8 protein-coding genes are annotated in these 26247 nt (G+C 75.6%); 1 reads left to right on the top strand and 7 read right to left on the bottom strand.

Going from position 1 to position 26247, the window contains the following annotated elements:
• Positions 1-24: 24 nt before the first annotated feature.
• From AB0927_RS09875 to asnB, 7 genes are all read right to left on the bottom strand, one after another.
• Entirely contained in the window at positions 25-8685 is an 8661-nt protein-coding gene (locus AB0927_RS09875; RefSeq protein ID WP_366667024.1) for an amino acid adenylation domain-containing protein, read from the bottom strand.
• Positions 8682-13187 carry an SDR family NAD(P)-dependent oxidoreductase gene (locus AB0927_RS09870; protein ID WP_366667023.1) on the bottom strand — a complete coding sequence of 1502 codons (4506 nt, stop codon included), beginning with the start codon at positions 13185-13187 and terminating at the stop codon, positions 8682-8684. The genes AB0927_RS09875 and AB0927_RS09870 overlap by 4 nt, the downstream gene beginning before the upstream one ends.
• 169 nt (positions 13188-13356) lie before the next feature.
• A complete protein-coding gene (locus tag AB0927_RS09865) occupies positions 13357-14094 on the bottom strand; it encodes an aspartyl/asparaginyl beta-hydroxylase domain-containing protein (protein ID WP_366667022.1) in 738 nt (245 codons plus the stop codon).
• A gap of 1 nt (position 14095) precedes the next feature.
• Entirely contained in the window at positions 14096-20857 is a 6762-nt protein-coding gene (locus AB0927_RS09860) for an amino acid adenylation domain-containing protein (protein ID WP_366667021.1), read from the bottom strand.
• A complete protein-coding gene (locus AB0927_RS09855) occupies positions 20854-22569 on the bottom strand; it encodes a non-ribosomal peptide synthetase (protein WP_366667020.1) in 1716 nt (571 codons plus the stop codon). Before AB0927_RS09855 ends, AB0927_RS09860 begins: the two co-directional genes overlap by 4 nt.
• A complete protein-coding gene (locus AB0927_RS09850) occupies positions 22566-23324 on the bottom strand; it encodes an aspartate/glutamate racemase family protein (RefSeq protein ID WP_366667019.1) in 759 nt (252 codons plus the stop codon). Before AB0927_RS09850 ends, AB0927_RS09855 begins: the two co-directional genes overlap by 4 nt.
• The gene (asnB, locus tag AB0927_RS09845; RefSeq protein ID WP_366667111.1) at positions 23321-25198 is read right to left on the bottom strand and encodes an asparagine synthase (glutamine-hydrolyzing); all 1878 of its coding nucleotides are present in this window, start codon (positions 25196-25198) and stop codon (positions 23321-23323) included. Before asnB ends, AB0927_RS09850 begins: the two co-directional genes overlap by 4 nt.
• 220 nt (positions 25199-25418) lie before the next feature.
• On the opposite strand from asnB, the gene AB0927_RS09840 reads away from it, so the two are divergent.
• On the top strand, positions 25419-26192 hold the full coding sequence (locus AB0927_RS09840) for an alpha/beta fold hydrolase (RefSeq protein WP_366667018.1): 774 nt from the start codon (positions 25419-25421) through the stop codon (positions 26190-26192).
• Positions 26193-26247 lie beyond the last annotated feature (55 nt).

Genomic DNA, 26247 nt, shown 5'->3' with positions numbered 1-26247 from the left:
CGCCGTCCCGCCCGCGCGGTGGCCTCAGTCGGCGGACGGGGCTCCGGGGCCGCCGGAGCGGCGCACGGCGCGCCGCCGCTCGTGGTGCCTGCGCCGGTCCGCGGCCGCTGCCGTGCCCTGGGACGGCGCGTCCCCGGGCTCGGGGGCCGCGGCCGGGGTGACGGCAGTGGCCGGGGTGACGGGGGCGGCCGGGGCGGGAGCGGCCGGGGCGGGGGCGGTGCCGTCGAGCAGCTCGGCGAGGCGTCGCAGCGTCGGGCGGTCGAACATGTCCACGACGGACAGTTCGGTGCCGAACTCCTCGGTGATCCGTCGCTGGACCCGCACGAGGTGGAGGGAGGTGGCGCCCGCGTCGAAGAAGTTCGTGTCGAGGGCGAGTTCCCGGCCGTCCATCACCTCCCGCCAGAGGGCGGTGAGCCGTTCCACGGCGGACCCGGACGGGGCGGGCGCGGCGGGCACAGAAGCCGCGACCGGCCCGGGGTCAGGGGCCGTCACCGGGGCGGCGGCCGTCACCGGGGCGGCCTGGGCGGGCTCGCCCAGGCGGGCCAGCGCCTTGCGGTCCACCTTGCCGTTGGCCGACAGCGGCAACGCGTCGGCGACCCGGATGTGCCGGGGGACCATGTAGGCGGGGAGCTGCCGGGCCAGTCCGGCGCGCAGCGTCTCCTCCCACGGCGTCGGACCGGCGTCGGTGACCGTGCCCGCGAGGGGGCCGCCCAGGAGGGTGTGCAGCACCGTCTGGTCGTCCTCCAGGCGCAGCGCCTCGTGCAGCGGCTCGGGGTACACGTCCCCGATCGGGCACAGGCCGATCCGGCAGGCGCCGGCGCGCTGCCGCAGCAGTTGGGCCATGGCTCCGGCCTCCAACAGCCCGAACTTCCCCGCGAGTTCGCCGTAGACCGGGGTCACGGCCGCGTTCCGGGCCACGAGGTGGACGGCGAAGCCCGCCGCGCCCGCCAGGGCCCGGTTGGACTCGTCGAACAGCAGCGGCTCCAGGGCGCGTCCGGCGCCGTCGGGACCGTCCAGCGCGACCAGGGCGGGGCCGGCCGGGTCGAGGTAGTAGGTGCCGGCGGGGATGTCGTCGATACCACCCGGCGCGACCGCGACGTACGTCTGGACGGGGTAGAGGCCCCCGGCCGAGCCGTAGGCGTAACGGGGGACGCCGTCGTCGTCCTGCCGGGCGAGCACGGTGAGCAGCGCGTACAGGTCGGCGGCGGTGACCGCCCCCGTGCCGAAGCCGGTCGCGGCGCTCCACGCCGCGGACGTGGCGCGCAGCTGTCCGCTGTCGGCGGGCAGGGCGATGGGGACGATCTCTCGGCCGACGAGATCCGTGCGGCGGCCGGGCTGGCGCAGCCGGGTCTCCAGCCGGCGCACCCGCGTGGCGTCGAGGGCGGCGGGGGCCGCCGTTCCCATGGCTGCCGGATGTGACGTGGCCGGGGCCGTGTCCGCCCGGCCGGAGGCCGCGTCCCGCACCACGTACGCCGTCAACTGCGCGGTCATCCCCGAGCCCTCGACCAGGGCGGCCGCCGCGCGCACGCCCTCCGCGCGGAGCAACGTCGCCTCGATCTCGCCCAGTTCGATGCGCATGCCGCGCACCTTGACCTGGGAGTCGGCGCGGCCGAGGAACTCCAGGTCGCCGTCCGGCATGAGGCGGGCCAGGTCGCCGGTGCGGTAGAGGCGTTCGCCGGTGCCGGGGTGGACGGGGAAGGCGCGGTCGGTGAGGTCGGGTGCGTTGCGGTAGCCGACGGCGAGGCCCGCTCCCCCGATGAACAGGGCGCCGGGCACGCCGGTGGGGCGCAGCCGGAGGGCGTCGTCGAGGACGTACATGCGCTGGTTGCGCATGGGGCGGCCGTACGGGATGCTCGGCCGCTCCGGGTCGACGGTGCCGATCGGGTGCAGCACCGACCAGATCGACGCCTCCGTGGCGCCGCCGAGGCTGATCACGTCGGCCTTGGGGGCGATCGCGCGGATGCGGTCGGGCAGGCTGACGGGGATCCAGTCGCCGCTGAGCATGACCAGGCGCAGTCCGCTCACGTCGACGGCCGGGTTGCCGGCGGCGTGCACGAGCAGGATCTCCATCAGGGCCGGCACGGAGTTCCACACGGTGACCCCGTGGTCGGCGAGGAGCCGGGCCCAGCGGACCGGGTCGCGTTCCTCTCCCGGGCCGGGCAGGACGAGCGCGGCGCCTGCCGCGAGGGTGCCGAAGATGTCGTACACGGACAGGTCGAAGCCGAGCGAGGAGAGGGCGAACACCCGGTCCTTGGCGTGGACTTCGAAGCGTTCGTTGATGTCGATGACGGTGTTGAGGGCGCCCCGGTGATCGGTCATCACGCCCTTGGGGTCGCCGGTGGAGCCGGAGGTGTAGATGACGTACGCCAGGTCGCCGGGGGCGGTGGCGGGGCGCGGGTCGTGCTGCGCGCCGAGGGCGGTGCCGTGGGCGACGGCCTCGGCGAACCGCAGCACGGCGACGCCCTCGGGGGCCGCGTGCTCGGCGGGCGCGGCCTCCGGCACGAGCAGGGCGACCGCCCCGGCGTGTTCGAGGGAGCGGGCCACCCGGGCGGGCGGCAGTCCGCTGTCGAGCGGCAGGTAGGCGGCGCCGGCGCGCAGCACGCCGAGGGCGGAGGCGACCTGTTCCCAGCCCCGGTGGGCGAGGACTCCGACGAGTTCGCCGCCCCGGACGCCCTTCTCGCACAGGGTGCGGGCGACAGCCAGGGAGGCCCGGTCCAGTTCGCCGTAGGTGACGGTGCCGGTGGCGGAGACGACGGCGGTGCTGTCCGGGGTGCGCCGGGCGCGCTCCAGGAACGGCTCGTGCAGCAGTCCGGCCGGGAGCGGGCCGTCGGTGGCGTTGAGCGCGGCGTAGCGGGCGGCCTGCTTCGGCGGCAGGATCTCGCGGTGCGGGTCGGACCAGGCGACGGGCTCCTGCGCGAGCGCGGTGAGCAGGGCCGTGTACGCGTCGAACATGTCGTCGAGCGTGCCGGGCGCGAAGAGCGCCTCCACGGCGTCCCAGGTGAGCCGGAGCCGGCCGCCGTCCTCGGCGATCTGGTGGTCGAGCCAGACCTGGGGCGTCTGGGTGATGGTGTAGGCGACCCGCGCGCCGAGCCCGGCCGGGGGTGTCGCGCCGGCGTCGGCTGCGCCGAGTTCGCTGGTGAAGACGACGGGCATGACGGCCTCGGCCACGCCGCGGCGGCGGGCGAGTTCACCGGCGACCCATACGCCGCTGACGAGTTGGTGGTCGAGGTCGTTCCAGAGCCGGTCCTGGATGCGGCGGGCCCGTGCCTCGAACGCGTCCGCGGTGGCGCCGTCGATCTCCAGCATGGTCAGCGCCGTGAAGTCGCCGACGAGCGAGGCGAGTTCGGAGTGGTCGCCGACGCGGTTGAAGAGGGTGAGGTTGAGGGTGAAGCGGTCGGTGCCGGACCAGGCGCCGAGGACGGTGGCGTAGGCGGCCAGGGCGAGCGCGGACGGGGTGATGCGGGCCGCGGCGGCCCGTTCCTTCAGCCGGGCCCACAGGCCGGCGTCGAGGTGGGCCTCGCGGCGCCGGAAGCGGGTCTCGGTGAGCTGGTCGGGGCGCTGGGCCAGCGGCAGCGGCGGTGCGGGCGGCAGGGTGTCGAGGCGGTCGCGCCAGTAGGCGAGGTCGCGTTCGCGTTCCGGTCCCTCGCGGCGGGCGCGCTCGGCGACGACGTAGTCCCGGAACGACAACTCCAGTGGCTGCGGGTCGAGTTCGCCCCGGTAGACGGAGAGGAGTTCGCGCAGCAGGATCTGCACGCTGCCGCCGTCGGCGATCAGGGTGTCGATGCCGAGGTGCAGGCGGACGGCGCTGCCGGTGGTGCGGCTGGCGCGGATGTCGAACAGGGGCCAGGTGTCGGAGGGCAGCACCTGGTGGGACATGGCCTGGCGGGTCGCCGCCAGGCGCCGTTCCCGTTCGGCCGCGGCCAGGTCGCGCAGGTCCTCGGCGTCGATCCGGTAGGCGGGGACGTCCGCGAGGACGCGCTGTTCGCCGTCCTCGTCCACCACGATGCGCAGCGCGTCGTGGCGCCGGACGAGCGACTGCCAGGAGGTCTCCAGGCGGTTCAAGTCGACGTCGTCGATGTCGAGTTCGACATAGAGATGGCAGGAGACGTCGCCGCCGACGGCGCCGCTGCGGCCGATCCAGTAGGCGCGCTGCACCTCGGTGAGCGGGAACGGGTCGTGGCGGTGCCCGGGATCGGGGCGGAGCCCGGCCGAGGCCCCGGTGTCCTGCCGCACGGCGCCGGCGGCAACGGTGCCGTCCACGGCGCGGGCGAGGGCCGCGACGGTGGGTGCCTCGAAGAGGGTGCGCAGCGGCAGCCGGACCCCGAGGGCGCGGCGGATGCCGGCGACGACCTGGGTGGCGAGCAGCGAGTGGCCGCCCAGCTCGAAGAAGTCGTCGTGCACGCCCACGCGTTCGGCGTCCAGCGCCTCGCGCCACACCTGTGCGATCGCTTCCTCGGTGGGCGTGGCGGGGGCCGTGAAGTCGGCGCCGTCCGCGCGTCCGAGCGGGCCGGGTGCGGGCAGTGCGCCGCGGTCGATCTTGCCGTTGCCGGTCAGCGGCAGCGCGTCGAGCAGCACGTAGTGCGAGGGGACGAGGAACCCGGGCAGACGGCGGGCCAGTTCGGCGCGCAACTCGGCGGGCACAGGCGGCTGTCCGGGTTCGGCGGGTACGACGTAGGCGGCGAGCGCGGCCCGGGAGGTGCCCGGCGCATGGGCGGTGACGACGCACTGGCGCACGGACGGCAGCGCGGTGAGCGCGGCCTCGACCTCCCCGGCCTCGATGCGGAAGCCCCGGATCTTGAGCTGGTTGTCGTTGCGGGAGAGGTACTGGAGCCTGCCGTCGGGGCGGACCCGCACGATGTCGCCGGTGCGGTAGAGGAGTTCGCCTCCGTCCGCGGTGACGAAGCGTTCGGCGGTCAGTTCGGGCCGGCCGAGGTAGCCGGCGCTCACCCCGGCGCCGCTGATGTGCAGTTCGCCGGGGACGCCGCGGGGGACGCGGCGTCCGTGCGGGTCCAGGACGCGGACGGTGGTGCCGGCGATGGGCCGGCCGATGGTGACGGTGCCCTCGGCCGGGTCGACGGTGTCGGTGGTGGACCACACCGTGGTCTCGGTCGGCCCGTACATGTTGCGGAGCGTGCCGCGCAGGTGCCCGGCGAGGGCGCGCACGAGGTCGGCGTCGAGGGGTTCGCCGCCGAGGAGCAGTTCGCGCAGGGTGCCGAGGGCGGCGGTGTCCTCCTCGTCGAGGAGGGTCCGGGCCTGGGAGGGCGTGCACTGGAGGTGGGTCACGCCGTGCGCGCGGATCAGGGCGGTGAGGCCCGTGGCCGCCCTGGAGGGGTCCGCATCCGCCGGGGTGCCGGGCTCCGTGGCGGCGCGGGACCTCAGTTCCGCCAGCGCGGGCCAGGCCGCCGCGGCGGCGTCCGCGTCGACGCCGAAGTCGACCAGGCAGGCGAGTTCGTCCACGCCCGCCTCGGTCAGGCGCCGGACGAGCGGCAGCCGGTCCTCGACGGTGCCGATGAGGGAGCTGTCGGCGAGGTAGCGGGCGCAGGCGTGGTCGAGCAGGGCCTCCTGGTCGTCGGCCGTGAAGTCGTCGGCGCCGATGTCGACGCCGAGGGCGCGGGCCATGTTCTCGATCAGGCCGACGGAGGACCGCAGGTACTCGCGGAACGGCTCCCAGGCGTGGGCCCGCACCTCCTCTGCGTCGGCGCCCAGGAAGGTGTGCAGCATGAGCGTGACGTGCGGTTCGCCCGGGTGGCCCGCGCGGTGCCAGGCATCGCGGTAGACGGCGATGCGCTCGGCGAGGTCCTCGACGCTCTGGCCGAGCAGATGGGTCAGCAGCCGTACGCCCGCCTCGCCCGCCCGGCGGCAGGTCTCCGGGCTGCCCGACGAGGTGAGCCAGACGGGCAGTTCGCCCTGGACCGGGCGGGGCAGGACGCCGACCTCCACGGTGCGGCCGCCGGGCCCCTCGAAGGGCACGCGCTCGCCGCGCCACAGCCGGCGCACCGTGTCCAGTCCCTCGACGGTGCGGCGCCGGCGGTCGTCGTAGGCGTCCTTGGCGAGGACGAAGTCGTCCATGTGCCAGCCGGACGCGAAGGACAGGCCCACCCGGCCGCCGGAGAGGTTGTCGACCACGGCCCACTCCTCCGCCACCCGGACGGGGTGGTGCAGGGGCAGGACGACGCTGCCGGCGCGGATGCCGATGTGGCGGGTGGCGGTGGCCACCGCCGCGGCCAGCACGGAGGGCGCGGGGAACGGGCCGCCGAAGGCGTGGAAGTGCCGCTCCGGCAGCCACACGGCGCTGAACCCGTGCTCGTCGGCGAACCGGGCGCCGTCCATGAGGAGCCGGTACTGGTCGGGCCCGGGGAGGGTGTGGCCCGTGTCGCTGGCGAAGTAGAAGAAACTGAACTCGGGGGCGGCCTGGGCGGGTTCGGCGCCGACCGGACGCGTCGCGGTGGCGGCCGGAGCGGTCTCCACGGCGGCCGGAACGGCTGTGTCCTTGTCGGGGCCGATCACCACCCGGTGTCCGCGGCTGGCGGTCCACAGCAGTTCGAGGACGGAGATGTCGAAGGAGACGCTCGTCACCGCGAGCCAGGTCACCGGCCCGCCGGCGGTCCCCACCGCCTTGTCCATCGCGGCGAGGAACGCCGTGAGGTTGCGGTGCAGGACCACGACGCCCTTGGGCCTGCCCGTGGAGCCGGAGGTGTGGATGACGTACGCGGGAGCCTCGGGGTCGGCCGCCGGGAGGTCGACCGCGGGCACGGTGTCCCGCTCCTCCGCGTCGATGTCCGCGTCCGCGTCCACCAGCGGAACCCCGTCGGGCACGATGTCCGAGGCGAAGGTGGCGCGGGTCGGGGTGTGCACGAGCACGGCGGTGGGGGTGGCGTCCCCGCACACGTACCGCAGCCGCTCCGCCGGGTAGTCGGGGTCGAGCGGCACATAGGCGCCGCCGGTCATGAGCACGGCCAGCAGCGCGGCCGGCAGGTCGGCGCAGCGCCGCAGGCCGATGCCGACCCGGTCGCCGGGGCGGACGCCCGCGGTGTGCAGGCGGGCGGCGATGAGCCGGGCGCGCTCGTGCAGGGCGCGGAAGGTGAGGGTGGTGGCGCCGGAGACGACCGCTTCGGCGTCGGGGTGGCTGCGCACGGCCTCGGTGAACGCGGCGAGCACGTCCGCGGCACCGTCCGGTACGGGTCCGCCGTCCCCGGCCGCGTCGAGGAGGGCCTGTTCGGCGGGGGTGAGGGCGAGGAGCTCGGACAGCCGCAGCCGGGGGTCGGCGGTGGCGCGCCGCAGCACGCGTTCGAGTGCCTCGGTGAGGGTCTCGGCGGTCGTGGCGTCGAACAGGTCGCGGCTGAACTCGCAGATTCCCTCGGTGACTTCGCCGCTGCGGGCCAGTTCGAGGCTGAGGTCGACGCGGCACAGGCCGTTGTCGAGTTCGACCGGTTCGACGTGGACACCGGGCAGGGACAGCGCACGCTCCGGTACGTTCCGGTAGCCGAACTGCACCTGGTACAGCGGGGCTTGGCCGAGGGCCCGGTCGGGGCTCAGCTCGCGCACGAGCCGTTCGAAGGGCACCTCGGCATGGGCGAAGGCGCCGAGCGACGCCTCGCGCACCTGGGCGAGCAGCTCCTCGAAGGTGGGGTCGCCGGACAGGTCGGCGCGCAGTACCAGGCTGTTGACGAACATCCCGGCGAGCCCTGCCAGTTCGGGCCGGTCCCGGCCCGCGGTGGGCACCCCGACGACGACGTCCTCCTGTCCGGAGTGCCGCATCAGCACGGCCTGCCAGGCGGCGAGGGTCACCATGAACGGGGTTGCCCGGGCCTGCCGCGCGGCCGTCTCCACGGCCTCGGTGAGCCCCGCGTCCAGGGTGAACCGGCTGCGGCCGCCCCGGTGGGTGGGTACGGCGGGACGCGGCCGGTCGGTGACCAGGTCGAGCAGCGGCGGCGTACCGGCCAGCCGCTCGCGCCAGTAGGCGAGGTGCTCCGCGAGATGTTCGTCGGTGAGTTCACGGCGCTGCCAGGCGGCCCAGTCCCCGTATCGCAGGGGCAGCGGGGCGGGCGAGGCGCCGTCCCCTTCCAGTTGGGCGCGGTAGCCGGAACACAGCTCGTCCACCAGGACGGCGCGGGACCAGGCGTCGCCGACCATGTGGTGGTTGACGACGAGCAGCAGGGCACGGTCGGGCGCCGAGCGGATCAACACGGCGCGGAACAGCGGCCCTTGGGCGAGGTCGAAGGGCCGGGCGGCCTCCTGCTCGGCGACGGAGAGGGCGCCGCCGTCGCCGTCGTCGGCCTCGATGACGTCGAGAACGGAGCGTCCCGGCGCCAGCACCCGCTGCACCGGCACCCCGTCGGCCACCTCGACCACGGTGCGCAGCGCGTCATGGCGGTCGGCCAGCCCGGTCAGGGCGGCGTCGAGCGCCGCGAGGTCGAGCGCGCCGGTGAGCCGCAGCGCCACGTACTCGTTGTGGACTCCGAGTCCGGGGGCCAACTGCTCCAGGAACCAGAGTCGTTCCTGCCCGAAGGACAGGGGCACGGGACCCTCGGCGGCCGGGGTGATCGTGGCGGTCCGGGGGCCGTCGTCGGACGGCGTGGCCGCCGGGGCGGCGGTGGCGCGGCCGCGGGTGCGTGCCTCGAAGGCGGCCCGCTGTTCGGGGGTGAGCCGGGCGAGTCGGTGCTCCCGGCCGGTCGGCTTCGTCACTGGTTCTCCAGTTCGGCGAGGATGCTGTCCTCGATCAGCTCGGCGAGGTCGGCCACCCGGCCGCCCTCGAAGAACGCGCGGGCGGGCACCTCGACGTCGAACTCGGCCCGCAGCCGGGCCACGACCTGCGCGGCGAGCAGCGAGTGACCGCCGAGATCGAGGAAGTCGTCGTCCACGCCGACCCGGTCCAGGCCGAGCATCTCGGCGTAGATGGCGGCGAGGCGTTCCTCGGTGGGCGTGCGCGGGGCGACGTACGGGGTGGCGAGGTCCGGGCGGGGCAGGGCGACGGCGGCGGGCCGGGCGGCGGCCGGCTCCTCGGTGAGGCGCAGCGCCCCGTCCGTGACGACCGCCGAGGCGCGGGCCACGACATGGCGGCCGGCGCTTCCGTCGAGGAGTGCCGCGAAGGCGCGGGCGCCCTGGCGCGGGGTGAGTGCCCCGGCGAGCATCCGTTCCTGCAACGCCCGCAGGTCGGCGGGGACTTCGGCGTCGGCGGCCATGCCGACCTCGCGCCACATGTCCCAGTCGACGGCGAGGACGTGCCGGGTGCCGTCCTGCGCCTCGGCCTCCGCGGCGGCGGCGAGGTAGGCGTTGGCGGCGGCGTAGTCGGCCTGGCCGTAGGTGGGCACGAGGGTGGCGAGCGAGGAGCAGACGAGCAGCACGCGGGCCTCGTCGGGGCGGAGCGCGGCGAGCAGGTTGCGCATGCCGGTGATCTTGGGAGCGAAGACGGCGCGGGCGTCGGCGTCCTCCCGCAGCGCCACCGAGCCGCCGCCGGGGACGCCGGCGGCGTGCACGACACCGTCGATGCGGCCGAAGCGGGCGCGGACCTCGTCCAGCGCCGCGCCGAGGGAGGCGGGGTCGGTGACGTCGGCGCGCAGGGCGATGACCTCGGTGCCCGCGGCGCGCAGCTCGCGCGGGAAGCCGTCCTCCTCGGCGGCGGTGCGGCCGAGCAGGGCGAGGCGGGCGCCCCGGCTGCGGGCCAGCTCCGCGGCGAGGGTCCGGCCGATGCCGCCGAGACCTCCGGTGACCACCCAGGTCGCGCCGTCCGCGAGGCGCTCGGCGGCGGCCGTGGCGGGGCGGGACGCGGTGGTGACGGTGCGGGTGAGCAGGGTGCCGGCGCGCAGGGCGAGGAGCCGGGACGGCGCGGTCAGGACGGCGCCGAGGACGGTCTCGGCCGTGGCGGTGTCGAGCGCGGCGTCGGGCGCCAGGTCGATCTGGGCGCAGCGCAGGTTGCCGTACTCCTCGGGCAGCACCTGCACCGGGCCGCTGAGCATCGCGGCGGCCGGGTCGGGGCGTTCGCCGTCGGTGGTGCGGAAGGCGCCCGAGGTGACGACGCCGACGCGGACCTCGTTGACGACGCTCTCCTCGGACATGGCGCGGGCCAGCCGGACGAGCCCGAAGTAGCAGGCGGTCTCGTCGGGTTCGCCGCCGTGCGCGGCGTCCAGACCCCAGGCGTAGAGGACGGCGGTGGGGGTGCGGACGAGGGCGCGCAGGTCCGCCATGAGCTTGGTGTACTGGGCGGGGTCGCGGGGGTCGAGTTCGTAGACGCCCCGGCGGACGCGCCGGTACTCGGTGCCGGGCGTGACCACCGTCACGATCTGGCCGCGCGCGGTCAGCAGGTCCACGGCGGGCTGGGCGGCGCCCGCGCGGTCCATGAGGACGAGCCAGGTCAGGCGGCGTCCGCGCAGCGGCTCCGCGTCGTCCGGGGCGGTGTCCAGGGGGTGCCAGCGAAGCTCCGCGAGCACGGCGTCGGCCGGCTCCCGTACCGCCGGCTCCCGTTCCGCCGGTTCCCCGGCGGGGGAGGTACCGGGGTCTATCCAATGGTCGAGGTGTTCGAACGGATAGCCGGGCAGTCCGGTCACCCGGCCCGGCTCGCCGGCCGGTTCCCAGGTGACGGCGGCGCCCCGCGTCCACAGCCCGGCCAGGGACAGGACGGCGCTCGCGGGCTCGTCCTGTGGGCCGCGCCGCCCGCGGGTGGGCAGCGGCGCCGGGGCGATGCGCGGGGTGTCGCCGCCGGTGCGCACGGAGCGCACCAGGTCGGTGAGGACGCTGCCGGGGCCGTTCTCCACCAGCACCAGCCCGTCGTCCAGGGCGGTGAGGGTGGCGAGGCCGCAGTCGAAGCGGACCGGCTCGCGCATCTGCCGGGCCCAGTGGCCGGGGTCGGTGGCCTCCTCGTCGGTGATCCACTCGCCGGTCACGCCGGACACGAACGGGACGCGGGGCGCGCCGCGCTCGGTCTGCGCCACCGCGTCGGCGAACCGGGCCGCCGCCTCGTCGCACAGCCGGCTGTGGAAGGCCCGGTCCGCCGGGAGCCGCAGGGGGCGCAGTCCGCGCTCGGTGAGGGCGCGGGCGGCGCGTTCGACGGCCTCGACCGGTCCGGACAGCACGGCCGCCTCCGGGCCGTTGACCGCCGCCAGGTCGAGGCCGTGGGCGGCGGCCTCCGCCGCCGCGGCGGACTCGGCCAGCGGCACGGCGAGCATCGCGCCGGGCGCGGTGTCCGCCATGAGGCGGCCGCGGACGGCGGCCAGCCGCAGGGCGTCGGGCAGGGTGAAGACGCCGGACAGGGCGGCGGCGGTGAACTCGCCGAGGCTGTGCCCGAGCAGCGCGGCCGGCCGGACACCCCAGTGCTCCCACAGGCGGGCGAGGGCATGGCCGACGGCGACGACGGCGGGCTGGAGCAGTTCGGTGCCGCGCAGTTCCTCCTCGCCGTCACGCAGCAGCGCGATCAGGTCCCGGCCGAGGACGGGCCGCAGGTGGTCCGCGCACTCGTCCAGCGCGGCGCGGAAGACGGGGTGGGCGTCGTACAACCCCATGGCCATGGACGGCGGTTGGCCGCCCTGGCCGGGGAGCAGGAAGGCGACCGGCGCGTCGACGCGCCCGGTGCGGGCCGTCACGGTGTCGCGCCGCCCGCCCGCACGCAGGGCCGCCGCGGCCTTTGTGGTGTCGTGGGCGAGGACGACGCGCCGGTGGTCCAGTTCCCGGCGTCCGCCGCGCAGAGTGCGGGCGACGTCCGCGAGCGGTACCCCGGCGTGTGTCTCCAGGTGCGCGGCGAGCCGTTCGGCGAGGGTGTCCAGGGCCGTGGCGGTGCGGGCCGACAGCGGCAGGGCGACCGGCACGGCGGGCCTGTCCGGTGCGGGGCGGGCGGCGGGCCGCGGCGCCTCCTCCAGGATGACGTGCGCGTTGGTGCCGCCGATGCCGAAGGCGCTGACGGCGGCCCGGCGGGGCGACTCGCCCGCGGGCCATTCGGCGGACCGGCCGGGCGCGTGGAACGGCGTCCCCGCCAGCGCCTCGCCGGGCGTGGCGGCGTCGCCGTGCAGGGTGGCGGGGATCCTGCCGTGGCGCAGCGCCTGCACGGCCGTGATCAGGCCGGTGACGCCGGCGGCGGTGTCGAGGTGGCCGACGGTGGACTTCACCGAACCGAGGGCACACCAGGCCGTGTCGTCGCCGGCCATGTCCTCGTCCGCCGATCCGGCGGCCCGGTAGGCCCGGGTGAGCGCCTCGATCTCGATCGGGTCGCCGAGCGCGGTGCCCGTGCCGTGGCCCTGCACGTAGCCGATCGTGCGGGGCGAGACGTCGGCCACGGACAGCGCCTCGCGGATCACGGCCGTCTGCCCGAGGACGCCGGGCGCGGTGTAACCGGCCTTCGCCGCGCCGTCGTTGCCGACCGCGGAGCCGAGGATGACGGCGTGCACGCGGTCGCCGTCCGCCAGCGCGTCGGACAGGCGCTTGAGTACGACGACGCCGGCGCCGTTGCCGAAGACGGTGCCGTCGGCGTCCGCGCTGTAGGGGCGGCAGCGGCCGGTGGGCGACTCGATGCCGCCCTCGACGGGGAGGTAGCCCGAGCGGTGCGGCACGGTGACGGTGACGCCGCCCGCGAGGGCCACGTCGCACTCCTGCCCGAGCAGGCTCTGGACGGCCAGGTGCACGGCGACGAGCGAGGTGGAGCAGGCGGTCTGCACGGTGATGGCGGGGCCGCGCAGGTTGAGCTTGTAGGCGGCGCGGGTGGCCAGTTGGTCGGGCTGGTTGCTCTGGAACAGCAGCGGCACGCCGAGGGAGGCGCGCAGGTCGGCGCGGGGCAGCAGGTTGTGGACGAGGTAGGTGCTCAGCAGCGACCCCGCGTACACCGCGATCGGGCCTGGCGCGCGGTCGGGGTCGCAGCCGGCGTCCTCCAGGGCCGCCCAGGCGCACTCCAGGAAGATGCGCTGCTGGGGGTCGATGACCGAGGCCTCCAGCGCGCCGTAGCCGAAGAGCCGGGAGTCGAAGCCCGCGATGTCGTCGAGGGCGCCCTTGGCCGGGACGTAGCCCGGCGCGGCCGCCTCGCTCGCCGGCACGCCGGAGTCCCGCAGTTCCTCGGGGGAGAAGCGGGTGACGGCGTCCGCCCCGGAATCCAGCAGGCGCCACAGCTCGTCGGGCGAGTCGGCGCCGGGGAAGCGGCCCGCCATGCCGACGACGGCGATACGGCCCTCGACGTCGTCCGGGTCGGGCTGGACTGGCTCTGCGTTCACGTTGGTCTCCGTTGGTGGCTCGGCGCGGACACCGCGCGGCGGCGGGCGAGGGGCGGGGCGGGAATGAGGTGGGGTCCGGGCGGTGTCGGTCGGTACGGGGGGCCGGTCGGGGCGCCGGCACGCGGCCGATCCCGTACGGCGACGGCCGGTTCGGTGCGACGACCGGGTGTCAGACCGCCATCAGGTAGCGCTGGAACCGCGGCATGAGGTGTTCCAGCGCGCGGACCTCGGCCTCGGTGAGTTCCGGGTGCCAGACGTCCCAGAGCAGTACGGCGCGCTGCTGGGTGCCACGGTTCCACGCCTCGTGGATGAAGCTGTCGTCGAAGAGGATGACCTTGCCCTCCTGCCAGCCGCGCTCGTCGTCGCCGACCTTGATGGCGCAGCCGGGCGGCACGATCAGCGGCAGGTGCGCGGTGAGGAGCAGGTTGACCCCGCCGGTGTGGGGCGTGATGTGCACGCCCGGGTTGAGGATGGTGAACATGCCGTCGCGGGGCCCGTGCGGGGTCGCGGCGAGTGCCTCACAGGTCTTCGGGCAGCGCTGCCGGGCCTCGTCGCGCCACTTCCCGTCGCGGTAGATCTGGTAGGTGTCCCAGCCCTGCCAGCCGAGTTCCTTGGTGTACAGGTCCTCGTAGGGCGCGAAACGGGCCTCCGCCTCGCGCAGGGCGAGGAACTCCGCGCGGATGTCCTCGAAGGCGGCCTCCACGCCGGCCGCCCAGGGCTGGGCCGCGCTGTCGTGCCAGGGCAGCGCGCTGATCCCGGGGAAGAAGAGCCGGGTGGGCTCCTGGTCGTCGTGCAGGTACTCGGGGGCCTTCTCGCCGACGAGGATCGCCAGGCACTCCTCGACCCGCTCCAGGCCATCGCCGCCCACGGCGTTCCGCAGCTCCGTCATCATGCTCTGCACGTCCATGTCAGTCTCTCCCTGTCGGTGTGTCGGACCCCGTGGCCGGGCCGCCCCGTCCCGGCGCGCCGGCTCCCTGCCGCAGGCCGGTGACGGTACGGGGGGCGGGCTCTGCCGGGGGGTCGGTGAGCGGTCCGGGGGCGGTCCCGGGGGCGGTGCCGGTGCGGGGGGTGGTGCCGGTGCGGGGGTCGGTCTCGGTGCGGGGGTCGGTTTCCGTCCGAGGGGCCACTCCTGCCCGCGCGTCGGACCCCGCCGGTGCATCGGACCCACCCCGTGCCTCGGCCCCACCCCGCGCGACGACCCCGCCCCGCCCGCCGGGTCCACCCGACCGGCCGCGGCCCCGGGCGCGGTTGGCGGAGCGGCGGCGGGTGCCGCGTGTGGCGGCGGCGTCGGTGGAGGTGTCCGGGGTGCCGGGTCCCGGTTCGGCCGGGTCGTCCAGGCCCGCGACGAACTCGGCGACGGTGGGCCGGGCGAAGAGGTCCACGAGGCGGACCGGGCGGCCGAGGCGGTCGGCGAGGTCGAGCTGGAGCCGGGCGGCGAGCAGGGAACTGCCGCCCGCCTCGAAGAAGTTGGTGTGCCGCCCCACGGGACGGTCGGCGCCCAGCACCCGCCGCCAGGCGTCGGCGACCAGTTGCTCGGTGGTGCCCCTCGGCGGCGCGGCCGTGTCCGGGGCGGCGTCCTCGGGCACCGGGAGCCGCGCCCGGTCCCGCTTGTTGGTCCGGGTGCGGGGCAACTCGTCCAGGAGCAGCACCCGTTCCGGTACCACCGCGGCGGGCAGCCGTTCGGCCAGCCGGGCCCGCAGCTCCCCGGCGGTGACGTCGCCGCTCACCACGGCGTACCCGATCAGCCGGGGCGCGGTGGCCGTGCCGTGCAGGGCCGCCGCGGCCTCCCGTACCGCCGGGTGGGCCTCCAACAGCGCCTCGATCTCCTCCAGTTCGACCCGGTTGCCGTTGATCTTCACGAGGCTGCCGGTGCGGCCGGTGAAGGCGAGTTCCCCGTCGGGCAGCCAGCGGCCCAGGTCGCCGGTCCGGTACAGGGTGCCGCCGGGCACCCAGGGGTCGGGCACATAGGCCCGCGCGCTCTCCTCGGGGCGGCGGTGGTAGCAGCCGGCCAGGAAGTCGCTGCGCAGATGGATCTCCCCGGCCACCCCGACCGGGCAGGGCCGGTCCCGGTGGTCGAGCACCAGGGCCTGCCGTCCGGGGATGGGCCTGCCGATGGGGACGGAGGACGAGAACCGTTCCCCGGGCGCGAGTTCGCGGTACGTCGCGAGGACGCACTCGGTGGGCCCGTACAGGTTGTGCAGCCGGGGGCGTACGACCCGGTCGGCCCAGGCGGCCGCGAGGGACGGCGGCAGTACCTCCCCGGCGAGCAACACGTGTTCCAGGTACGGCAGTTCGCCGCCCGTGCGGTCCAGGGCCTCGGTGAGGACGGCGAAGAAGCCGGGCACGGTCTGGATCTGGGTGACGCGTTCGGTGCCGAGCCAGCCGGCCATCGCCACCGGGTCGCGCCGGACGTGCTCGGGCGGGACCGACAGCGTGGCGCCGTGGCACAGGGCGGCGAACACCTCGGTGTAGGCGGCGTCGTAGGTGAACGGCGCCCACTGCGCGACGCGGCTGCCGGGTCTGATGCCGAAGTACTCGCCCTGCCAGTGGGCGAACTGCGCGAGCGTCGCATGCGGCAGCGCGATGCCCTTCGGCGCCCCGGTGGAGCCGGAGGTGTACACCAGGCACAGGGTGTCGTCGCCGGTGACGGCGGGCGCGGGCAGGGCCTTCGCGACGCCCGGCTCCGGCGGCCCCGGTTCCAGGGATGCCAGCGGTTCGACGGGAACCTCGCCGAACGTCCCCCGGCCGGCGTCCCACAGACCCGGCTGGGCGGTCAGGCACTCGTCCGCGGCCAGGACGCACACCGGCTCGGCGTCCGCGAGGACGGCCCGCAGGCGCAGTTCCGGCGTGTCGGGGTCGAGGACCGCGAACGCGGCCCCGGTCTTGGCCACACCCAGGATCGCGGCGGTCTGCGCCGGGCCCCTGGGCAGCAGGACCGAGACGAAGCGGCCCGGCGCGGCGCCCCGGTCGCGCAGGCGCAGGGCGATCCGGTCGCTCCAGGCGTCCAGCGCGCCGTAGCTGACGACCTGTCCGTCGTGGCGGACGGCGGGGGCGTCGGGATGGGCGGCCGCACGGGCGCGGAACAGCTCGTGCACGGGGATCGTGTGGCCGTCGCGGCCGGTGCCCGCCGGGCGCGGGGACGGCGTCTCCCGCTCGTGCGGGTCGACGGGGGCGAGGGCGGCCTCTGTGTCCGGGTCGTCCAGGACCGTCTGGAGCAGGGTGCGCAGATGGTGCCCGAAACGGTTCGCCCAGGCGGCGGTGAAGCGGCCCGCGGCGTACTCCAGCACGCCCTCGATCCGGTCGGGGTGTTCCTCCAGGGCCACCGTCAGGTCGTACTTGGCCGTGCCGGTGGACACCGGCCGCAGTACGCCCGTGGCGTCGCCGAGCCGGAGCCGGTCCTCGGGCGCGTCCTGCAACACGAGGGTGGCCTGCGCGAGGGCGGGCCGTGCCGGGTCGCGGCTCACGCCGAGGGCGTCCACCAGCCGGTCCAGCGGGACGAGGGACCGGTCGAGGTCGGCCGCGAGCAGGGCCGCGGTGCGGTGGGCCAGCTCGGCGAAGGACACCTCGCCCGTGAGGTCGACGCGCACCGGCAGGGTGTTGACCAGGGAGCCGATCAGCCCCTCGGTCCCGGGTGTTCCCCGGTTGGCGGCGGGCACCCCGACCACGACGTCGTCGGTACCGCCGTACCGGCCGAGCAGGGACGCGTACACGCCGAGCAGGACGGTGAACGGGGTGACGCGCAGCCGCGCGGCCACGGTGCGCAGCCGGGCGGTGAGGGCGGGCTCCAGGACGAACGGCACGGTGCCGCCCGCGCCTGCGGGGGCGGGGCCCGCGTCGGGGTCGGCGGGCAGTTCCAGCACGCCGGGGTGGCCGTCGAGGCGGTCGCGCCAGTACGCGAGATGCTCGTCCTGCACGGCCAGCGCGGCGGGACGGGCCTGGGCGGCGGCGTACCCGAGGAAGTCGGTCGTGGGCGGCGGGAGTTGTCCGGTGCCTCCGATGTGGTGCGCGTACAGGGCGGCCAGTTCGCGTACGGCGACGCCGATCGACCAGCCGTCGACGGCGATGTGATGGGCCGTCACTATCAGGTGTACGTCGTCGCCGTCCAGCACGGTGACCCGCAGCAGGGGGCCTTCGGCCAGGTCGAAGGGGCGCCCGGCCTCGGCCTCGGCGAGGTCGTCCGGGGAGCGGGTCTCCCCGGACACGACCCGCGGGCGCACCGAGTCGGCGGGCAGCCGGAGCAGCACGGGCCCCTCGTCGGTGAGGGCGCAGCGCGCGGCGAGGACCGGGTGGCGGGTGACCAGGTCCCGCAGGGCGAGGGTCAGGGCGGCGAGGTCGACGGGCTGGTCGAGTCGGACGGCGGCGGCCAGATTGTAGGCGGCGGACTCGGGCGCCAGGCGCTGGGTGAGCCATAGCTGCCGCTGCTGGTCGGTGAGCGGGACGGGACCGTCGGGAACCGGCTGTTCGCCGGGGAGCGCGTCCTGGACCTCGGCGGCGTCGGCCGCGCGGGCCAGGCCCTTCGGGGTGGGGTCGGCGTAGAAGGCGGCGAGCGAGGGTGCCCGGCCCAGGGTCTCGCGGACGCGGCCGAGGAGGCGGGTGGCGACGATGGAGTGGCCGCCGGCGGCGAAGAAGTCGTCCGTGGTGCCGGCGGATTCCGGGTCCGTGCCGAGGAGTTCGGCCCACAGCCCGAGCACGGTCCGCTCGGTGTCGGTGACGGGAGCCGTGGGCGCGGTGGCTTCGTGCAGGGTGCGGGCCGTGCGCGCGAGGGCGGGGCGGTCCACCTTGCCGCTGCTGTTGAGCGGGAGTTCCCCGACCGTGGCGAAGACGGCGGGGACGACGGCGGCGGGCAGTTGGGTGCGCAGATGGCGGCGCAGCTCGGCGCCGAGGGAACCAGAGGCGGCCGCCGCCTCGGTGCCGTCCTGGGCCCCGGGTACGACGAAGGCGACGAGACGGGGCGCGGCGGGCCGCTCCCGGTCCGCGACCACGACGGCGGCGCGCACCAGCGGGTGGGCCGTCAACCGGGCCTCGATCTCGCCGAGTTCGACGCGATGACCGAGGATCTTGACCTGCTGGTCGGACCGGCCGAGGACCACGATCCGCCCGTCGGGCAGATAGCGCGCCAGATCGCCGGTGCGGTAGACGAGGGCGCCCGGGTCGCCGGTTCCGAGCGGGTCGGCGGCGACCGGGTCGGGGACGAACGCGGCGGCGGTGAGGTCCGGCCGGTTCCAGTACCCGGCCGCGACACCGGCGCCGCCGATGACGAGTTCGCCGACGGCGCCGAGCGGGACCGGGCGGTCGTACCGGTCGAGGATGTGGCAGTAGGTGCGGGCCACCGGGCGGCCGACGGTCACCGGTTCGCCGGGCAGGACCCGTCCGACCGTCGACCAGATGGTGGTCTCCGTGGGGCCGTACAGGTTCCACAGTTCGGCGCAGCGCTCCAGCAGCCGCCCGGCGAGCGCCGGGTCGAGGGGCTCGCCGCCGCACAGTGCCCGCAGTCCGGGCAGCCCTTGCCAGCCGTCGTCGAGCAGTGCCCGCCACAGGGACGGGGTGGCCTGCATCAGGGTGGCGCCGCTGTCGCGCAGCAGGGCGGCGAGCCGGCGCGGGTCGCGGACCGTCTCGTGCGGGGCGATCACGACGCGGGCGCCCGCGACGAGCGGCGCGAACAGTTCGAGGACCGAGATGTCGAAGGTGAGCGCGGTGACGGCGACCAGGACGTCCTCGGCGCCGATGCCGGGTTCGCGGACGATGCCGTGCAGGAGATTGGCGACGCGGTCGTGCGGTACCGCCACGCCCTTGGGACGGCCGGTGGAACCCGAGGTGTACATGAGGTAGGCGAGCGCGTCGGCCGGGGGGCCGTCGGGGAAGGGGGCGGTCTCGGGAGCCGGACCGTCTGCCAGCAGTGTCCCGGCCGCCGCACAGGCCGGGCCGTCGGCCGGCCCCGGCGATTCCCCGGAGCCGGTCACGACCAGCCGTGCCCCGCTGTCGCGCACGACCTGCGCGACGCGTTCCTCGGGCAGGCCCGCGTCCAGCGGGACGAGCACCGCCCCGGCCCGCCACAGCCCGACCACCAGGGGTACGAGGGCGGCGTCACGCGGCACCAGCAGGGCCACCCGGTCCCCCGGGCGCACGCCGTACCGGCCGGCCAGCCGGGCGGCGACCCGGTCGGCCGCCCGGTCCATCTCGGCCCGGCTCAGCAGCCGGTCCCCGTCGGACACGGCCGGGGCGTCGCCCTCGCGGGCGGCCAGGGCCCGCAGCGCTTGCGGCACGGTCTCCCACGGCGGCGGGGTCCGGTCCGCCGTGTTGAAGCCGGTGACGATCCGCTCGTAGGCGTCCGGCGTGGTCACCGGCAGGTCGGCGAGGCGGTGGCCCGGGTCGGCGACGGCCGCCCGCAGCAGGCACAGCAGTCCGTCGGCGATGCCCTCGACGGTGGCCGTGGAGAGCGCCGCCCTCCGGTATTCGAGGGCGGCATCGAGGTCGCCGGAGGGCCGGGGCCGCAGGAACAGGGAGAGGTCGTACTTGGCGGCGCCGCTGTGCGAGGGCACCGGCGTGGTCTCGACGCCGGGCAGGGCGAGGGTCGTGGTGGGCCCGCTGTGGAAGGCGTACATGAGCTGGAACAGCGGTGAGCGGCCGCCGGAGGCGTGGGCGAGGTCCTCGACGACGAGGTCGAACGGCGTGTCGCGGTGGGCGAGGTCGGCCTTCAGGCCACGCCGGGTGCGGGCCAGGGCCTCCTCGAAGGTGGGGGTGCCGGTGAGGTCGACGCGGTGGGCGATGACGTTGAGCAGCGGGCCGATCACGGCGCCGAGGGCGGGCCGGTTGCGGGTGGCCACCGGCATGCCGACGACGAGGTCGTCCTGTCCGGTGTAGCGCTGGACGACCGCGCTGTAGGCGGTCAGGAGGGTCGCGGGCAGGGTGGCGACGCGGCTGCGGGCGAGGGCGGCGAGTGCGGTGACCAGATCGGCGGGGATGACGAAGTGGTGGATGCCGCCCGCGAGGGCGTCGGCCGGGCCCGTCCCCGCGGTTCCGTCGGCGGGCAGGCTCAGCACGGGCAGGTCGGTGCCGAGCCGCTCCCGCCAGTGGGCGAGGCCCGCCCCGGCATCCGGGTCGGTGCGCTGCCAGGCCGCGTAGTCCCCGAAGTCGACGTCGGCGGCCGGGAGTTGGGCTGCGCTCCCGGCGTACCGCGCGGCGAGTTCCTCCAGGAAGAGGCCGAACGCCCAGGCGTCCACCACGATGTGGTGGGCGACGAAGAAGAGCAGGTACCGCTCCTCCCCCAGCCGGAACAGGCAGGTGCGCATGAGCGGCGGCCTGGTGAGGTCGAGGGGCTCGGCCGCCGCGTGGGCGACGAGTTCGCGAAGTCGTGCCTCCCGCCGCTGTTCGGGCAGGCCGGTGAGGTCGACGCGTTCGACGGTGGGGCGGACCCGGTCCGCGAACCGCTGGTACGGCTCGCCCGCGCGGTCCGTGGCGATCGCGCACCGCATGACCTCGTGCCGGGCGGCCATCTCCGCGAGGGCGCGTTCCAGGGCGTCGGCGTCCACGGGGCCGGTGAGCCGGAAGGCGGCGGTCTCGTTGTGCAGGGCGCTGCCGGGGACGACCTGCTCGGCACGCCAGATGGCGCGCTGGGCGTAGGACAGCGGGGCGCGGTCCCGGTGCGGGCGCGGCGGGAAGGGCGCGGTCATCGGCTGCTCCCGGCGGTCACGGCGGCGGCGAGACCGGCGACGGTGGGGTCCGCGGCGAAGACGCGCAGCGGGACGTCCGTGCCGAAGCGCGAGCGGAGCCGGTCCAGGAGCCGGGCGATGGCCAGCGAGTCGCCGCCGAGCAGGGTGAAGCTGTCCCGCCGGCCCACGGCGGGCAGGTGCAGCAGCTCGCACCAGAGCGCGGCGATCCCGGCCTCCACGCCCTCCCGGGGGCGCTCGTCCGCCGCGACCGCCCGCGCCGCCGAGGGCACCGGCAGGGCGCGCCGGTCGGCCTTGCCGTTGAGGGTGCGCGGGATGGCGGCGAGGCGGACGTAGACGGCGGGCCGGCTGCCCGGCGGGAGTCCGGCGCCGGCGTGGGCGCGCAGTTCCTCGTCGGTGACGGTGTCGTCGGCGACGACGTAGGCGCACAGCGCGGGATCGGCGTCGCCCTCCGCCACGGCGGCGGCGCAGGCGTCCCGTACACCCGCGTGGCGGCGCAGCACGTCCTCCACCTCGCCGAGTTCGACGCGCACGCCGTTGACCTTGACCTGCTGGTCGCGGCGGCCGAGGACCTCCAGCGCGCCGTCCTCGCGCAGCCGTCCGAGGTCGCCGGTGCGGTAGGCGTGGCTCTCGGTGAATCCGCCGGGGCGGCCGTCCAGGTAGCCGCGGAGCGGGAACGGGGTGCGGATCTCGATCTCGCCGATGGTGCCGGTGACGGGGCGGCCGGCGGCCAGGACCCGTATCTCCACGCCGGGCAGGGGCAGTCCGGCCGGGACGGTGCCGGCGCCGGCGTCCTCGGCGCGCAGCCGCCGGAAGGTCTTGGTCATGGTGGTCTCGGAGGGTCCGTAGAGGTTCACCAGAGCCTTGCTGTCGCCGAACAGGCCGCGCCACCAGGCGATGTCGGCGGGCCGTACGGCCTCTCCGGCGAGCAGCACGGTCCGCAGGTCGGGCAGCGAGCCGGCGGTGAGGCCGGCGGCGCGAAGGGTGCGGAAGACGGTGGGCACGCAGTGCAGGACCTCGACGCGCTCGGCCTCCAGCCAGGCGGCGAGTCCGGCATCGACGGGCGGGGTGCCCGGCGCGGCGGCGTGCACGCTGCCTCCGGCGCGCAGCGGCAGGAGGGTGTCGCGCAGGAAGGCGTCGAAGCCGGGCGAGGTGAGCAGGGAGACGCGGGTGCCCTCGGCGACGGCGAACTCGTTGGTCTCCCAGTCGAGGAAGTGCTCCACGGCCGCGAGGCTGCCCTGGATCCCCTTGGGGCGGCCGGTGGTGCCGGAGGTGAAGTACACGTATCCGGCGTCCGGCACGTCGGGGTCGCGCCAGGCGTCGGCGTGCCAGGCGCCGTTCTCGGCCTGCCCGGCGTCGACGAGTCGTACGGCGTGTCCGGCGAGGGCCTCGCGGCCGCTCTCGTCCACGACGGCGTCCGTCGGGGCGAGGTCTTCGAGGAGGGCGGTCCAGCGCGCGGCGGGCTGGCGGGTGTCGACGGGGGCGAAGGCGCGGCCCAGGGCGGCGCAGGCCAGGAGGGCGGCGACGACGGGGACGGGTTCGGCGCAGGCGATGAGCACGGGCCCCTCGCCGTCCGCGAGCCGCTCCCTCAGCCCGGCGGCGTGCCAGGCGAGTTCACGGCGGGTCCAGTGGCGTCCCGGCGTGGCGATCGCGAGGGCCTGCGGGTCCTTCTCCACGTGGTCGGCCCACCGGCGCAGGATCGTGGTGTGGCTCACAGCTCTCCGTTCTTGATCCGCCCGGCCACCACGGCCAGGGGGTCGATGGCCGGGAACTCGGCGGACAGTCCCGCGGTCTCGATGGCCCGGGTGACGAGGTGCAGTTCGGTGCAGGCCGCGACGAACCGCCGTACGCCGTAGCGGGGCAGGGCGGTGCGCAGGAAGTCCAGGGTGACCAGCGGGTCGCCGCCCCTCTTGAGGCGGTAGACCTCGCGGTGCAGGGCCTCCTGGTCGTCGGGGCGCAGCGGGACGAGGTGGCGGGCGGCGGGGCCCTCGGAGGTGAGGATTCCGGCCTGGGCGGTGCCCTTGGTGCACAGCAGCAGATGGGGGCGCCCGTCGCGGGCGAGTTCCTCGTGGACGACGTCCACCAGGGAGACGCAGCGGCGCAGCAGGGCGGGCGGGAGGTCGCCGAGGACGCGGTGGGCGGTGACGCACGCGACGACGACCCGTTCGGCGCCCGCGGTGACCAGGCCCTCGACGGCCTTCTCGACGGCCCGCCGGAGGGCCTCCAGGCGGCCCGCGCCGATGGCTTCCGTGCGGTCGACCACAGCGGGGTCGGACCACAACAGCACGCGCGGGGCCTGCTGTTCGGGGCGGCCGTCGGCGGGGAGATAGACGCTGCGCAGCAGTTCGGTGGAGGCCAGGGGGCCCATGCCGCCGACCACGCCGACCAGAGGCAGGGCGGGCGGTGCGTCGTACGCGTGGTGCGAGGGCGCGGGAACGGGGAGGTCCGGTGGTACGGAGAGTCGGGTCATCCGAGACACGGCAGGCCGAACTCCTCTACGAAGAGCGCGAAGGTGGCGACGACCATCAGGTAGTCGGTGTCGAGGTGCGCGTGCACCTGACCGCCGGCCCGCTGGTGGCGCACCAGCGCGGAGACCGCGTCCGCATCGAAGTACCCCTGCTTGCGCACGACTTCGGGTGAGAGGAGTTCCTCGAACCAGGCGGCGCCGGTGTGCAGCAGATGGCTGCTGGTCTGCCCGCGGAAGCCGAACTTGGGGCGGGCGAGCACCTCCCCGGGGACCAGGGGCGCGGCGAGTCTGCGCAGGACCGCCTTCTCGGTGCCGCCGGCCACCATCAGGTCGGGGTGGAGGCGCTGGGCCTGTTCGACCACCGGGCGGGCGAGGAAGGGGAAGCGCGGTTCGACGGCGTGGGCGAGGGCCATGCGGTCGCCGTGGTCGCCGAGCAGGTGGTCGGCCAGCCGCAGGTGGAAGTCGAGGTACGACCGCTGGTGCAGGGGGTGGCGGCCCCTGAGCCGGTCGGCGTCCACCAGCCGCTGCCCGGTGACGGTGAACTCCTCGAAGAAGGCCGCCAGTTCGGGGGCGTAGAGGTCCCGGCGCAGTTCCTGGGCGGTGATCTGGTCCTGCTCGTAGCCGAGGTCGACGCCCCACATGCGCTCGCGTATCTCGCGCTCCAGCAGGGCGTCGAGCCCGTCGAGGCGGCTGCCGCCCAGGCCGGCCGCGTCGTAGCGGTACCCGGGGTAGCCGCCGAAGAGTTCGTCGGCGCCTTCGCCGGTGAGCACGGCCACGGTGCCGTCCGCGCGGACCGCCTCGGACAACTGAAGGGAGCAGACGTTGTACGACTCGCGGACGGGTGTCTCGGCGTGCCGGACCATCTGCCGGAGCCGGCCGGCGAGGTCGTCGGCGTCCACGGGCACCTCGTGGTGGCGGGTGCCGAGCTTGGCGGCGACCAGCCGCTGGTGGCGGCTCTCGTCGAAGTCGTGGCCCGGGAAGACGACGGAGTAGCTGGGCCAGGCGTGGCCGGGGCGGGCGCGGGCGGCGAGGGCGGCGAGGAGGCTGGAGTCGAGTCCGCCGCTGAGGTAGAGGCCGACGGGGACGTCGGCGGCCAGCCGGTCGCGCACCGCGTCGTCGAGGAGCGTGGCCATGTGGTCGGCGGCGCGGCCGAGTTCGGCGTCGAGGCCGGCCGGGGCGGGGTCCAGGTCGGCGGCGGCCGGGTAGTCGAGGTCCCAGTAGCGCTCCACGCGCACCCCGGAGGCGTCGGCCAGCAGCCGCTCGCCCGGGCGCAGGGAGTGGATGCCCTCGAACATGGTGCGGGGGCTGACGAGTCCGGGCAGGGTGAGGACCTGGTCGAGGCCGCGCAGGTCGACGCGGGGGCTTACCGCGGGGTGCCGCAGGATGGCCTTGATCTCGGAGGCGAAGACCAGCAGTCCGTCCACGACCGTGTAGAACAGCGGCACGATGCCGGCGTGGTCGCGGGCCAGCATCAGCCGGCGGGCGGCCACGTCGTACAGGGCGAAGGCGAACTGGCCGTCGAGCCGGTCGGTGAGGCCGATGCCGTGGCGCCGGTAGAGGTGGACCAGCACCTCGGTGTCGCACTCGGTGCGGAACCGGTGGCCGGCGGCGCCGAGTTCGGCGCGCAGCCGGCGATGGTTGTATATCTCACCGTTGCAGACGGAGACCAGGCCGCCGTCCTCGGACAGGTGCGGTTGGTTTCCGTGCTCCAGATCGTTGAGCGCGAGTCTGCGGAAACCCAGCGCGATTCCCTCGCCGGTGTAGTGACCGACATCGTCGGGGCCCCGGTGAATCAGTTCGGATGTCATTTCACGAATAACAGCCGTTTCACAATGGCGCGCCCCGCCGAGGGAAAACATTCCCGCAATTCCACACACGTTGGAGAATCCCCGTTTCACGTTCGCACGGCATTGCCGGATGCGAGTGTCACACTAGCCGACAAGTTTTTCGAGATCAACGGAAAGTTTTCCGACCACACGGTCCGACAAGGCATTTGACGATCCGTCGCACTGGCCTGACGGGCGAAAACCCAAATAGGCTCGCGGTGCGGGCCCCGGCCCGGTACGGAACTCCACGACGGCAGAAGGGCACAACGCAGTGACACGCAACCGATGGACTCCCTGGGACTCGGCCCCCGCGAGCGGCGGCACGGATCCGGTCCGGGTCTACTGTCTGCCGCACGCAGGCGGCTCGGCGGGCGCCTATCTCGCCTGGGCGCGCTCCTGGCAGGCGCCGGGGCTGCACTTCGTGCCGGTCGAACTGCCCGGCCGCGGCACCCGGATGGGAGAGCCGCTGCCGACCTCCATGCGGGAGGTGGTCGACGGGCTGCTGTCGGTGCTCCAGGAGCGGCCGGCCGACGAGCCGTTCATCCTCTTCGGGCACAGCATGGGCGCCCAGATCGCGTACGAGACGACGCGCCGCCTGGTGGCCGAGGTGCGGCCGCTGCCGCGGGCGCTGGTGGTCTCCGGCTGCCGGCCGCCCGGCTCCCCGGCCGCGCTGCCCCTGCACGACCGCGACGACGAGCGGCTGATCAAGGACATACTCGAACTGGGCGGCACCCCGGCCGAGATCCTGGAGAACCGGGACCTGCTCGCGATGCTGCTGCCGGTGCTGCGCGCCGATCTCACCCTGCTCAACACCTACATGGACACGGTCCGGCCGACGGTGCTGCCGTGCCCGGTGGTCGCGCTCGGCGGGGCCGAGGACCTGCTGTCCGGGGCGGAGTGGGTCGGCGGCTGGCGCGCGGTGACCGCGGGCGGCTTCCGGCAGCGGGTCCTGCCCGGCGACCACTTCTTCCTGCACAGCCGGGTGGACGAGGTGATGGCGGAGATCTCCGCCGCCGTGACGGACCACGCCGGCACGGCGGGCTGAGGCCGCGCCCCGCCGTCCGGGGGCCGCGGCGGCCCCCGGACGGCGGGTACACGCG

The organism is Streptomyces sp. NPDC048106 (genome assembly GCF_040706415.1).
Lineage (GTDB): Bacteria > Actinomycetota > Actinomycetes > Streptomycetales > Streptomycetaceae > Streptomyces.
The sequence above is the reverse complement of the archived record's forward strand: the minus strand, read 5'-3'. Positions and strand labels throughout refer to the sequence as shown.

Bases quoted from the DNA above. Each gene is read 5' to 3' on its own strand.
- AB0927_RS09865 (WP_366667022.1), bottom strand. From the start codon at position 14,094: ATGGACGTGCAGAGCATGATGACGGAGCTGCGGAACGCCGTGGGCGGC.
- AB0927_RS09860 (WP_366667021.1), bottom strand. From the start codon at position 20,857: ATGACCGCGCCCTTCCCGCCGCGCCCGCACCGGGACCGCGCCCCGCTG.
- AB0927_RS09850 (WP_366667019.1), bottom strand. From the start codon at position 23,324: ATGACCCGACTCTCCGTACCACCGGACCTCCCCGTTCCCGCGCCCTCG.